Here is a 14,287-nt window from a genome sequence, read left to right as displayed (position 1 = left end):
CGGACGCCCAGTTCGGTGCCGCCCGTGGTTTCGGTGAAACGGATATGCACATATCCGCGATCGATGGCATCACGCAGGGCCGCGACCGTGCGGTCGGGGCGCAGGCCCACCTCGACCGCGTGGGTGCCCACGGAAAGGCGCTGCACCAGATCCGGCCCCTCCTCGGCATCAGGGGGGGCCGTCTGTGTCGCGGGTTGCGGGGAGCGGGCGATCTCCTCCATGCGACGACGCAGGCTGAGCGGGCGCATGTCCGTCCAGACCGCCTCGATATGGGCAAGGCATTCGGCCTTGCTGCCCACCTTGCCGGCCGCCGTCCAGCCAATAGGAAGCTCCCGGTCGGCCGGCCAGATGGAATATTGCTCCTCGTGGTTCATCACCACGCTGTACAGGCTCGTGTCTTCCTGTTCGTCGCGCTGCATCGACCTCTCCTGAACTTCCGTGACACTCACCGCCGTGTCATGCCAGCACGCTGGCCATGGCCCGCAGCAGCAGGTCGCGGTTGGAATGCAAAAAGAAATGATCCCCCGGAAACAGCCGCAACCGGGCGCCCTGTGTCGTGTGCTCGCCCCATGCTTCCACTTCGGCGGGTGACACTTCGCTATCCTGCCGCCCCGCATACAGGATGAACGGACAGTCCAGCGGCGCCTCCGGCACGTGGCGATAGCCGTCACACAATGTGAAATCGGCCCGCAATGTCGGCAGGACGATGTCCAGCAGTTCCTGATGGGCAAAAACCTCCGGCGGCGTCCCACCGAACCGGCGCAAAGCCTCCAGGAACTCTGCATCGTTCATGCCGGCCAGCGGCAGGCGGCGCAGCGGCAGGTGCGGCGCGCGGTGGGCCGACAGGAACAGCATGGCCGGCGGCCGCGCCCCGCGCCGGCGCAGGGCACGCGCCAGTTCGAACGAAACCAGGGCGCCCATGCTGTGCCCGAACAGGGCGAAAGGCTTGTCGGCGTAGGGAACGATCTCGTCCGCCAGACTTTCCACCAGATCACGCATGACCGTAAAAGCCGACTCACCCAGCCGGGCCTCCCGACCGGGCAGCCGGACCGGATAGAGTTCGACGGTCGGCAGGGCCTGTCCCCAACCGCGATAGGCCGATGCGCCGCCGCCGGCAAAGGGCAGACAGAACAACCGCATGGTCGCTGACGGGTTGGGCACCGGGCAGCTCATCCAAGTGTTTGGTTTCATGGGATCTGCTGGAAACGGCTTCCGGGGACGTTAGGGCTGCACCCTACCTCTTTTGGTACCACTTCTGACAAGGGCAATCTCATGATGGAAGGCTTCCCAAAAGCCCGTCAATATCGGACAGCACGTCCAGGGCCGCGCGCTGTGCCGCACCGCCGGGCGATGCCGGCCTGTCGCTTTCGGGGTTTTGCATGTCCGCAGGCCCGGCCAGCAGGCCTTCCAGGAAAGCGGTAATGTCGGCGAGGGTCGGGTGGTTGAAGACCAGGCTGACCGGCAGGGACAACCGTACGGCATGGGCCAGCGCGTTGCGGAACTGCACAGCCATCAGCGAATCCACGCCGAGATCGGTCAGAGGGATATCCGATGGCGGGACCGGCCCCCCCAGGATGCGCCGCAGCGTGCCCTGGACAAGCTCATCCAGGATCGACCGCCGGTTGTCCGGTGTTGCGTCGCGCAGGCGGGCTGACAGGTCGGGCGCCACCTCCGCCCTGGCCGGTGCCGGCGTCGCCACGGCCAGATCGGCGAGCAGCGGCGACGGCCCGGCCATCTGTGCCAGATAGGTGGCCCAATCGGCGTCAAGCACGCCGAACTGGGCATTATCCGTGACCAGCAGCCGCGCCAGCATGTCCACGCCGTCGCCCGGCCGCAGGGGCGTGAAGCCCTGGCGACCCAGCCGCGCCCGGATGGCCGGATCGGTGGCAGCGATACCTACCTGATCCCATGGTCCCCAGTTGATGGCGGTGGCGGGCAGGCCCTGAGACCTTCTGTAATGGGCCAGCCCGTCCAGGAAGGCATTCGCCGCGCCGTAATTCGCCTGTCCGGCATTGCCCAGCAGGGAGGCGGCGGAGGAGAACAGGGCGAAAAACTCCAGCGGCGCCTCCCGCGTCAGCCGGTGCAGGTTCCAGGCTCCCGCGATCTTGGCGGGCAGGATGCTGCGGAACCGTTCCCAGTTCTGGTCGATCATCATGCCATCGGCGATGCCGCCGGCCGCATGGATCACACCGCGCAGGGCCGGCGCCCCGTCTCCGAACCCGGTCAGCGCGGCGGCCAGGGCGTCGGCATCCGCCATGTCAGCCAGGGCAACCCGCACCGTGGCGCCGGCCGCTTCCATCGCGGCGATGGCGTCGCGTGCGGCGGGCGATGGTGGTCGGCGTCCGATCAGCAGCAGATGGCGGGCGCCCGCCTGTACCAGCCATTCGGCGCAGAGAAGACCCAGCGCACCCAGACCGCCCGTGACCAGATAGAAACCGTCGGGCCGCACCGTGACCCGGCCGTCCAATCCCCTGTCCGTCCGACGGACCAGCCGGGCCGCATGTCGTGTGCCCCCACGCCACAGCACCTGTCCCTCCCCATCGGGGGCGGTGAGGCTGGACAGCAGATCGACCTCCGGCATAGGGGCCGCCGGGTCCATATCCACGCAGACACAGTGCAACTGTGGATATTCATGGCTGAGCGCCAGACCCAGACCCCATAGCGGCGCCTGTTCGATCCGCAACGGGCCCCCGTCTTCTGCCGCCTGCGCCCCTTGCGTGGCCAGCCAGACCCGCGTGGACGCGGCAAGGCCCGCCTGATCAAGGGCCTGGATCAGATGAAGGGTGCCGGCACAGGTCCTGTCGCCCATGGATGCGTGCGGTGCCGGCTCATCCAATGCCCAAAGATAAACGATGCCGCCATAGGGGGCTCCACCATCCCGGCTTTCGCGCAGCAATTGCTGGAAATCATCCGGCCTTGTCGGGTTCAGGCGATAGCGGTCCGGGCCATCGGCCATGAAATGGTCGCCCGCGAAAGCCAGGGTGCAACGGGCGCCATTGGCGCGCAACCGCTGCGCCAGACGTTCCGCAACGCCCTGTCCGTCCGCCAGCAGCAGCCAGTGACCGATGACCGGACCGGATACCACCGCGGGTGGGGGCAGGGGACGCCATTCCCGGACATGGAGCAGACCCGACCCGGCGCCATCCGTGCGGTGCCGCAGGATGTCGGCGCTGCGCGCACGCCGCCCCTCCAGCCCGATGAATTCCAGGGCCACACGGTCGTTCCGGTCGAACAGGCGCACGTCGGCCACAACATGGTCGTCATTGTCGGCCGGTCGCAGGCTGAGATGCGCCCAGCACCCCTCCGGGTCGGGATCGCCATGCAGATGCACTGCCGCAATCCCGAAGGGCAGCCAGGTATCCCCTTCCGCCAGCGGTGCCGCCGTCAGCAGCAGACCGAAGGCGGCATCGAGCAGGCCGGGATGCAGCGGTCTGGCCGCCAGCCCGCCCAGCAAGGCAGGCGGGCGCAGGGCGCACACGGCCTCCCCATCGCCCAGATGGATGCTCTCCAGCCAGCGATAGCTGGGACCCAGTCCGATACGGCGGTCGGCCTGGATCTGATAGAAGCTGTCGGCGGTGATCACGCGCCCGCACCGGTCCCATGCAGCCCGGCGCTGGCCCGGCGTTGCGGCCGGGGGACGGTCACCGGCCTGGCAGAAGGCCTCCGCATGGGTGGCGATGACGGGTTCGACCTCGTCCTCCCCGCTGGCGAAGCTGACCAGCCGCAGGGTGGTGCGACCACCTTCCGCCGTCATCACCACCTGGACGGTGCGTGACTGTCCGTCGGCGATCACCAACGGCTGAAGGAAGCCGACATCGCGTATCACGCAGCCGCCCGCCGGCTTTGTTGCCGCCAGGGCGCTCAGCATCATGGACAGGTGACAGGCACCGGAAACCACCACTTCGCCAAAGATGCGGTGGTCGGCCAGCAGCGGCAGGTCGGCCGTGCTGAACAGATTTTCATAAACCGTGGCTCCCAGCGTCGGCAGCCGCAGCCGCCGGCCCAGCAGGGAGGGCAGGCCGGTGGGGCGGGCCGGCGTCTGGACCGTGCGCGCCGGCCGGTCCAGCCAATGACGCTGGCGCTGGAACGGATAGGTGGGCAGGGGCAGGCGGCGACGGCCATAGCCATCGTCGAAGGCGGCCCAGTCCACAGGCCCCCGCACCGCCAGCCGCGCCAGACTGTCCAGCATCGTGTCCCAGTCCGGTCGCTGGTCGGCGAGGCTGGGCAGCAGCAGTGCCGCGTCGGGGGGCAGGCAGGCGGCGGCCAGCCCCAGCAGCGTGGATTTTGGCCCGATCTCCAGGAACGTGCCGCATCCGGCGGCGGTGATGGTTGCAATGCCGGCCTGGAATCGCACCGGTTCACGGATATGCCGGCACCAGTAATCGGCGGTGGCGATCTCCTCTCCCGCGATGGCGCCGGTCAGGTTGCTGACCAGCCGGATGGAAGGCTGGTTGTAGCCGACGCGGGCGGCGGTCTTGGCAAAGTCCGCCAGCATCGGTTCCATCAGGGGCGAATGGAACGCGTGCGAGGTCTGCAGCGGCCGGCTGGTGATGCCGGCCCGGTCCAGGATCGTGCGCAGTTCCGCCAGAGCCGGGCTGTGCCCGGAAAGGACGATGTTCGCCGGCCCGTTCTCGGCCGCCACGGAAACCCTGTCCGCGAAGGTGGAGAGCAGGGGCCGGACCTGTTCCAGACCGGCAAAGACCGCCAGCATGCCGCCATCGCGCGGCAATGCCTGCATCAGGCGGGCCCGGCTGGCCACCAGCGCCAGCGCATCCTCCAGGCTGAACACCCCCGCGATGCAGGCGGCGACATACTCGCCCAGACTATGCCCCATGACATGGTCGGGCACGATACCCCAGGACATCCACAGTCGGGCCAGGGCATATTCCAGCGCGAAAAGGGCCGGCTGGGCATGCAGCGTGTCGTTCAGGTCGGGGCCTGACCCTGCGTCCGCCGACGGATACAGCAGGTCCAGCAGCGGTTGTTCCAGCAGCGGCGCCAGGATCTCGGCGCAGCGGTCCAGATGCGCGCGGAAAACAGGCTGGGTGTCGTAGAGTTGCCGGCCCATGCCGACATATTGCGATCCCTGGCCGGTGAACAGGAAGGCGATGCGTGCCCGGCCGGCGACCCGGCCACGGACGACATGCTGTGCATCGGTTCCCAAGGCGGCGGCCAGTTCCGCCACCGTGCCGGCGGTGACGGCCAACCGATGATCGAAGGCCCGGCGGCCAGTATTGGCCGTGAAGCAGATATCGGCCAGCGACGCATCGGGATTGTCATCCAGGAAGGCGGCATAGCGCCCGGCAAGCTGCGCCAGCGCCGTTTCGCTTCGTGCCGACAGCATCAGGATATGGCGCGACCGCTCCGCCCCCGCCACCGATGGCAGGGGGGCGGGCGCCTCCTCCAGGATGACATGGGCGTTCGTGCCGCCGATGCCCAGGGAATTCACGCCCGCGCGGCGCGGCGTGCCGGCCGCCGGCCAGGGCGTCAGCCGCGTCGGCACATAGAAGGGGCTGTTGGCGAAATCGATGGCCGGATTGGGCGTGTCGAAATGCAGGCTGGCCGGAATGGCCTTGTGCCGCAGCGCCAGCACCGCCTTGATGAAGCCTGCCATGCCCGACGTGATCTGCAAATGGCCGACATTGGTCTTCACCGATCCGATGGCGCAGAAGCCCTTGGCCTCGGTGCCCAGCCGGAAGGCCTGGGTCAGGGCATTGACCTCGATCGGGTCGCCCATCTCCGTTCCGGTGCCGTGGGCTTCGATGAAGCCGACACTGTCGGGAGAGATGCCGGCGATTTCGAGCGCTTCCGCCACGGCAGACGCTTCGCCCTCGCCCGACGGGGCCATGTAGCCGACCTTGTCGCCGCCGTCATTGTTGACGGAGGAACCCTTGACCACCGCCAGGACATGGTCGCCGTCGCGCAGCGCGTCATCCAGGCGTTTCAGCAACACCACGCCGACGCCGCTGCCGAACACGGTGCCCTTGGCCTGCGCATCGAAGGCGCGGCAATGGCCGTCGGGGGAGACGATCATGCCATCCTGATACAGATGGCCGGCCCGGTTCGGCACCTGTACCGCAGAGCAGGCCGCCAGGAACATATCGGCCTCGCCATTCAACAGCGACTGGCAGGCCATGTGAATGACCACCAGACCGGTCGAACAGGCCGTCTGCACATTGACGCTGGGCCCGCGCAGATTGAGCTTATAGGACAGGCGGGTGGGCAGATAATCCTTGTCGTTGGCCACCATCAACTGGAACCCGCCCATGGAATCCAGCGTCGTGACATCCAGACTGTCCTGCAAGTCAAGGCTGCCGCGATTGGGCAGCACATTGTTCAGCAGGTAGGTATTCATGCTGGCGCCGGCATAGACGCCGATTTCCCCACGGTAGCCGACAGGATCGTAGCCGGCGCTTTCCAGCGCCTCCCATCCGCATTCCAGCAGCAGCCGCTGCTGTGGGTCCATCAGGGCCGCATCCGCCGCCCCGTACCCGAAGAATTCGGCGTCGAACCCTTCGATATCCGACAGGATGGGGCTGGCCTTCACATAGTCCTTGTGCCGGACCAGGGATGGGTCGATGCCAGACGCGACCACTTCCTCTTCACTGAAGAATGTGATCGATTCCGTGCCGGATGCCAGATTGCGCCAGAATGCCTGCGGGTCGTCGGCGCCCGGAAAGCGGCAGGCCATGCCGATCACGGCGATATCCCGGCTGTCGCGATCCCCCATGGCCAGGGTGCGTTGCCGGGCCCGGTCGGACCCCCGCTGCGACGGGTTGGCCTGTTCCACCCCGTCGGTCAGAACCTGCACCAGTTCCCGGATGGTCGGGTGTTTGAACAGGTCGACCAGGGTCAATCGCGGCCCGAACAAGGCCACCAGCCGGTGATGCGCCTGGACCAGCAGCAGCGAATGGCCGCCCAGTTCGAAGAAATTGTCGTCCAGCCCCACCTCGGCCACGCCCAGCACTTCCTGCCAGACACCGGCGATGCTGATCTCCATTTCCGAAGCCGGCGCCACCCGGGGGGCACCGGCGCGGTCGCCGCCATCCCGCAGAGTGGCCAGACGCGACCGGTCGATGGCGCCGTCGCTGGTGACCGGCATTTCCGGTAGATATTGCAGCGGCGTGCCAGGGCGGCTGGAGGGCAGGCGGCCATAGGGATCGTCCGCGAACAGCCGCTGATAGAAGGGGTGTTGCCTGTATCGCGGCGCATGGTGCGGCGAGGCGTGGGCGAAGGCGACCCTCGTGCCGTCGGCCCGGATCAGGTTGCCCTCGATGGTGAATTCCGGATTGAGACCATTGTCGCAGAGGGTGCGGGTGATGGTCGCCTCGACCCGGTCGCCGGGAACGACGTCGATACCCGGCTCGAACACGGGCATATAGACCGGAAGCCAGCTATGCTCCTGCTCCAGGATGTCGATCACCTCGCCATCGATGGTGTGCAGGTTCAGCCAGACCAGGAAGCCGTCGAAGCGCGAGGCCTTGTCGATGTCCAACCGTATGGCGTGGCTGTCCTCCAACCGGATCGGCCGGCTGAAATCCAGATCCTCGAAAATGTCCGCCGACGACAGGACATGGTCGTGCGGGAATTTCTTGATGCAGACGCGCAGATCGAAAGGATGGCCGATCTGATCGAAGATCTTGGCCGTGTAAGAGCCGGGGACGCGGTGGAACCCCGGATTGAGGCGGATGGCGTCGGGCAGGCGGGCAACGGCGATCTTGGTGGTGCTGCGCACGGGGATCATAATCCCGCCCGGACGCAGAAGCCGGTGGGCATCGTTGATGATCACCGCCGCGCCTTCGCAGCCGCCGATGGGGCCGACGATTTCCGACACGCAGACATCCGCCGGCTCCGGCAGGTCCACGGCCCCCGCCTCGCCATGAATGACCGTGATACGGTCTGACAGGCCGAGATTTTCCAGATGCGCGACGGCAAGCCCGTAGGCCTCTTCCCCCCGCTCGATTGCATAGACCTTGCGGGCGCCTGCCTGCAGGGCCAGACGGGCCAGGATCGCCTCCTTGCCCGTGCCGACATCGACGACGACCTTGCCCTTGACGGTGCGTTCCAGGGCTGCCCGGTATTTGGCGTTGCGCGCCTCGTCATTGGCCAGCGCGTAATAGATCAGGTCGTCATAGACGTAATATTCCGCGACCGAGGGCCATAGCTCGATCTGGTCGGGGGCGGCACTCTCCGGCTCGCGCAGTTGAATGAATTCGCACCCGACCGGCGTGCCGAACATATCGACGGGCCGGGGAAGGGTATCGGCCGCCATCAGGGTGCGGGCTGTATAGAAGGCTGTGCGGACAATGGGGTCCAGCGGCCCGTCGATGCGGCGTGACCGGATACGGGCGTCGTCCTCATCAAGGCCGATCAGCAACCGGCCCCGGCCCAGCCGCAGGCCGATCAACAGCAGGTCAAGACCGGGACCATCCCCATCGGGGGTTTCCTGAATGGCGGCGCCATGCACGGGCAGACCATCCGCCGCCAGGCTTGCCATCAGGGCCGTCTGGAACCCGGCCAGTGCGGCGGTGACCGGGCTACCGCCCCCGACATGCGCCGCGGCGGGGAAGCCGATGAAGGTGCAGCCATCCTGCCGCGCCCGCCGGGCCAGGGCCGACAGATCCTCCATCTCCTGTTCGAAGGCGGCGGCCAGCGCCGTCTCGTCCCGCCGGGCCGGCGGCAGGTTGACGATGCCATCCAGCGGACCATCCCAGCCGGTCAGCCCTTCTTCCAGCGTCAAGCCATGCCTGCATTCCCCATCCAGGGATTGCAGGCGCCGCAGGGTGCCGGCCTGCATCACGCTCAACGGGTTGCGGCCCAGGATCAGCACCCGCGCCTGGTATCGCGTCAGCAGGAATTCGGCCAGAAGCGGGCCGGCCCCTTCCAGGCCGTTATCCAGCACATAGCATCCGCCGCGCCGCAGGGGATTGTGCCAGTCATCCTGTGCCGCGCGCCCAGCGACATCCACATGGCGCAGCCCGGTCACCCACCGGTGCCCGTCGCGAAAGGCGACCTGGGCGTCACTGGCCTGTGTCGTCAGTTCCCGCGCGATGATATCGGCGCCGTCCGCCGCATCGCGCCCGATATCGGCGTGCCGGCATTCCAGCCAGGGCAGCGACCGGGCGATGCCTTCCAGCAATCCCGGCAATGCCGCCTTGGCAGGATCGCCGGTCTCTCCGGCATGGACCGCTGCCGCATGGCGGGAGACGGCCAGAAGGCGCGTCGGCCTGGCACTCTCCGGCAATGCTGCCAGGGCCTGGGCCAGGGCCGTCAGGGTACGGGCATTCCGCCCGGCCTGTTCAAAACCCTGCGGATCATCGCCATGACCATCGTCGCAGCCGCCCAGATGCAGGATGGCGCCCAAGCGGACCCCGGCTTGCACAAGCTGTTCGACCAGCGCGCCACAATCGGCTGGCCGGTTCGTGTTGAACGTCCAGGCGGCCGGTCCGTCCTGTGACAGGGCGGACCCGGCCGTCACCGTCACGGTGGCGATGCCGGCGTCGGTGAGGCGGGCAACCACCTGACGGCCCAGCCCACCCCCATCCAGGAACACCAAGCAGGCCCCGGCCGGCATCCGCCCGCCATGCGGTGCGTTCTTGCGGTGCCAGACTTCCTCCAGGAACCGGTCGGGCAGGGTGCGCTCCCCCCCGGTCAGGATGTCCACCCGGTCCAGCACAGCCTGGAAATCGCCGTCATGGAACCGGCTGGACAGGCGCTTGTGCTGGATCTTGCCGATCGCCGTTTTGGGAATGTCATCCCGATCGACCGGGACCAGATAGTCGGCCTTGATGCCCAGTTGCCGGGTCAGGCGCAGTTGGACCGCGCGCAGCAGCGGGCGCAGAACCGCGTCGCCGGTCAGGTCGGTATGGAAAAAGATCGCCAGCTTCTGTTCGTCGCTTCCAGGGGCGCGGACGGCGCAGGCGGCGCTGAAGGACGGGGTGATGCCGTCCACCTGTTCGACGGCGGCCTCGATCTCGCTGTTATAGAAATTGGCGCCGTTGATGATGATGCCGGTGCCGGCCCGACCCGTCAGGAACAGGTCCCCGTTCAGGACAAAACCGGCATCGCCCGTATCGAACCAGCCATCGGTGTGAAAGACGCTGTTCGCCTCCGGGTTGGCGAAGTAGCCGGGCGAAACGGCGGCGCCGCTGAACTGAACATTGCCGATGGTCCCCTGCGGAACCACCTGCCGTTCGGCATCGACGATGCGCAGGGCCATGCCCGGGATCACCGATCCCAGGCTGGCGAAGGATATGGCAGCCTCGTCATCGGCCGCCACCTCGCGCAGGTGGCCGCCCAGGCTGGAGCGGTCGATATGATGGAAGGTCAGCGACCGGCCCTCTGCCGGCAGGTGATAAGTGACGCCCGACCCCATCTCCGCCATGCCGAACGCGGTGCGCACCACGCAGGGGCGCAGACCGAACGGCGCCAGACCGGAGAGGAACTCGCGGGTTGCCGACCGGGTGATCATCTCCCCGGCGGTCAGCAGGCCCTTGACACAGGAAAGATCCCATTGACCCGCGCGTTCGGTCTTCAACGCGGCGCTGACCAGGGAATAGGCGAAGTTGGGCGCCCAACTATGCGTGACGCGATATTTGTGCATCAGGTCCAGCCAGGCCAGCGGCCGTCCCAGAACCATTTCCTTCGGCGCGTAGACCAGCGTGCAACCCAGGACGACACAGCGAATATGCCAGTCGGAGATGCTGCCCACATGGTCGAAGGGCAGCCAGTTCAGGATGACGTCATCGGCCGTGTGACCGCACAGCAGGTTCACCCCGCGCGCCCGGGCCAGCACGTTGCGGTGGGTAAGCATGACCGCCTTCGGCGCGCCCGTGCTGCCGGAAGACAGGGTATAGAAAGCCGCATCGTCGGGAGAGGCGGCATGGAAGGCGCTGGCCGCCGGGCCGTTGCGCAGATCCTCGATCGATGCCGTGCGGGACGGGCCCAGAAGCGGGGATTGGGCCATGGCCCGTCCCCGTTCGGCCGTGGCCAGGACCAAAGGCCTGCCCAGCAGGTTCCAGATATGGACCAGATGGTCCAGCGCCCGGCTTTCGACATCATAGGCCATCGGCACCGATACGATGACCGGCTGCATGCCGCCCAGAACGCAGCCCCAGAAGGCTTTCAGGATGTCGTCGTTGCGGTCAAGTTGCAGCAGCACCTTGTCACCGGCCCGCAATCCCAGATCACGCAGGCCGCCCAGAACCCGACATGCCGCACGGGTGAGGTCACCATAGGTTCCCACCTGTTCCGACCCGTCCGGTTCCACCTGGACGATCGCCGCGTCCGGCCGGGCCTCCAGCAGCAGCTTCGCCAGGGTGTCGGGCGCCCCCGGCACAATGGGAAGCGTGTCCCCCTGACAGAGCGACGGGACGGATTCGGTATCCGCCATCGCTGCGGCGGGCGCGGCGTCGTCGCCGGCAGCGGCCTGGGGGTCGCGCAAGCGCGGCAGCAGGTCGCGCACCAGCCTTTCGGTGGCCACAAAACGGCGGACCGCAGGGCGCGGCCCGGACAGGCAGGCGGCCCGCTCAACCCCGGCCTGGGCCGTCAGGGCACGCTCCCAGGCGGGGATCAGCGTGTCGGACCATACGGGCAGGTTTTCAAGAGCGGCAAGGTCCGGCCTGCCTCCGGCATCGACCGGCATATGCAGGATCGGCACGAGGAAGATGGCCCGCTCTGCCATCAAACCGTGCAGGCGGGGGAGGACGACATCAACACTGTTGGTGTCCGCAAGTACCAGATAGGCAATCAGAACGGTATCGCCCGAGGGCTCCTGTCGTGACAGGACCACGCATTCCTTCACCGACGGATCGCTCAGCAATAGATCGGTAATGATCCGTCGTTCATTTTGACCCGTGATTGATATGTCGAGCCGGTCCATCAATCTTGCATTTTCGGCATTGGCGGGGTCATTAAGGTTAACGGAATTTTTCATTGAGGGTCGGCGTCCTCATTTTGGCGGTCTTCATGAAAAGACGAAATAAAAACCATAACGCGGGTGGGATTAACTTAATAGCCGCGCTCGCAGGAGGCTATTCAGGTGGGGCGGTTTGGTCAAGCGCGGTTTTGGATTATATTGAAATCATGTTGCGGCCCTTGTGGTGATTTCATCACGATGTCATGGAAAGTTGATAAGAGGCACGAATGAAGAGGCTTTGTCAGGTTTTTCGTTCACAGGGCCGCACGCAAAGCCGAGGCGGCGGGCTTTACAGCGACTTGTCCCGTGTGATTATATCCCGAATTGAATGCATGCCCGTTTGACATACGCCGTTCACCGGTGAACGATAGTTCAAAGGGCGGGATGACATGCGTTTTCTTGCCGATGCAGGTACTGTCCGGCATCGGTCGGGCGTCTCGGGACCGGTTTGCTGACACATATAGGGATGTGGCCATGCTTATTGTGGCTTATTTTGTGGTCTGCTTCATGGTCGGTCTGGTCGGGCGGCGGCGGCGGATCGGCTTTAGCGGGTACTTCCTGCTGTCCATCCTGCTGACGCCTATCATCACATTGCTCTTCATCATTCTCAGCAGCCTGGATTTCAGCCGCAGCACACGCCCGCAAACCTATTCCGCCGTTTGCAAACATTGCGAAAAAGAGACGCAGGCGCTGACCAAGATCCATTATTGCCCCGGCTGCGGGCGATCGGTGTGAAAAGTGCCGCAAAAATGACGGGTGCTCCCTGATGGAGTTCTTGCAACTGCTTCGCAGTGAGGCCGTGCCCGATCTTCGGCGCTTCCTGCTGATCGTTACGGTCGCCGGTCTGACCAATGCCCTGGTGCTGGCGCTGATCAATACGGCTGCCAACCAGAACGGCCGCGAACATATGTTCAGCCTGGGCCTGCAGTTCATTCTGGTGGTCGCCGCCTATACCGTGTCGCAACGCTTCGTGATGAGCACCACCGCGAAAGAGGTTGAGCGCATCATCCATCGTATCCGTTGCCGGCTGATCGACGAGTTGCGGAATTGCGAACTGGATGGTGTCGAAAAGATCGGCCGCACCAGCATTTTCAACGGCCTCAGCAAGGAGATCCAGACCATTGCCCAATGCGGCAACATGCTGGGCATGCTGGCGCAGAATTGTGTGCTTCTGGTTTTTGCGACACTCTATCTCATCTTCGTGTCCTTGCCGGCCTTTGTGCTGGCCGTGATTTTCACCGCCGGCGCGGCCAGCCTCTATCTGGCGCGGATGGCGCGCATCAACGTGGCGATCCAGGCGGCGACGACGGCGGAATACCGGCTGCACGACCTGCTGGGCGGGGTGGTCGACGGGTTCAAGGAGATCAAGCTGAACGCGACCCGCGCCGCAGAGGCGGCGGACGATGTGGTGCTGGCATCGCTTCATGCGGCCGACCAGCGGACCATCGCGCAGTCGGAGTTCGGCCGCAGCTTCGTCTTCACGCAGAATGTCCTGTTCCTGTTGCTGGGCACCGTGGTGTTTCTGGTGCCGATGTTGAGCGATACGCCCAGCGACAGCGTGGTGAAGGCCACCGCCGCCGTGCTGTTCCTGTTCGGCCCGCTGGGAACCGTGATCTCCGCCGTTCCCATGCTGGCCGGTGCCAACACGGCCGCAAAGGCGATCCGCGATCTGGAGGGGCTTCTCCGCAAGACGGGTGAAGGCGACCTGCGTGACACCCCCTGTGCGGCCCCCCTGACCCGCTTCCGTGAGATCGAGTTGCGGGGCGTGACCTTCCGTTTTGACGGGGACGGCCAGGAACAGTCTTTTCAGGTGGGGCCGATCGACCTGACGCTGCGCTCGGGTGAGACGCTGTTCATTTCCGGCGGCAACGGGTCGGGCAAATCGACCTTCATGCGGCTGCTGACCTCCTTGTATCAGCCCCATGCGGGGATGATCCTGCTGGATGGACGCTTGCTGGAGCCGCAGCAGATGCAGGCCTACCGCTCGCTTTTTTCGGCGGTTTTCAGCGATTATCATCTGTTCAAGCGGCTTTACGGTCTGGACCCTGCGGCACTTTCCCAGGCGCAGTCCCTGATCGCGGAATTCGGGCTTGACGACAAGACGTCGCTGGCCGGCAATGAATTGTCGACCATCGACCTGTCGGCCGGCCAGCGCAAGCGGCTGGCCCTGATCGTCGCAATGATGGAACACCGCCCCATCTGTGTGCTGGATGAATGGGCGGCGGACCAGGACCCGTATTTCCGGCGGAAATTTTATGAGGAAGTCCTGCCCAAGATGAAGGAAGCCGGTACCACCGTCATCTGTGTGACCCATGATGACCGGTATTTCGGCCTTGCGGATCGCCGCGTGCATCTGGAAGAGGGCAGGAT

At 65.8% G+C, this 14,287-nt stretch carries 4 protein-coding genes and 1 pseudogene; 2 read left to right on the top strand and 3 right to left on the bottom strand.

The genetic code is table 11. The features are described 5' to 3' along the window. Window positions 1-206: 206 nt before the first annotated feature. From KBA48_RS33020 to KBA48_RS09760, 3 genes and pseudogenes are all read right to left on the bottom strand, one after another. A pseudogene (locus KBA48_RS33020) lies at window positions 207-419 on the bottom strand (MbtH family protein); the annotation flags it as partial. A 37-nt stretch (window positions 420-456) separates the two neighbouring features. Then, complete coding sequence (locus KBA48_RS09765) at window positions 457-1,191, bottom strand: alpha/beta fold hydrolase (RefSeq protein WP_292905683.1); 735 nt, start codon at window positions 1,189-1,191, stop codon at window positions 457-459. A 79-nt stretch (window positions 1,192-1,270) separates the two neighbouring features. After that, the gene (locus KBA48_RS09760; RefSeq protein ID WP_292905681.1) at window positions 1,271-11,935 is read right to left on the bottom strand and encodes a type I polyketide synthase; all 10,665 of its coding nucleotides are present in this window, start codon (window positions 11,933-11,935) and stop codon (window positions 1,271-1,273) included. 456 nt (window positions 11,936-12,391) lie between these two features. Here KBA48_RS09760 and KBA48_RS09755 point away from each other — a divergent pair, with 456 nt between their 5' ends. Next, complete coding sequence (locus KBA48_RS09755; RefSeq protein WP_292905679.1) at window positions 12,392-12,652, top strand: hypothetical protein; 261 nt, start codon at window positions 12,392-12,394, stop codon at window positions 12,650-12,652. Window positions 12,653-12,683: 31 nt separating this feature from the next. Beyond that, the coding region (locus KBA48_RS09750) for a cyclic peptide export ABC transporter (RefSeq protein ID WP_292905677.1) at window positions 12,684-14,287 on the top strand (1,604 nt) is incomplete at its 3' end.

Source organism: Niveispirillum sp. (assembly GCF_017996735.1).
GTDB lineage: Bacteria > Pseudomonadota > Alphaproteobacteria > Azospirillales > Azospirillaceae > Niveispirillum.
The sequence above is the reverse complement of the archived record's forward strand: the minus strand, read 5'-3'. Positions and strand labels throughout refer to the sequence as shown.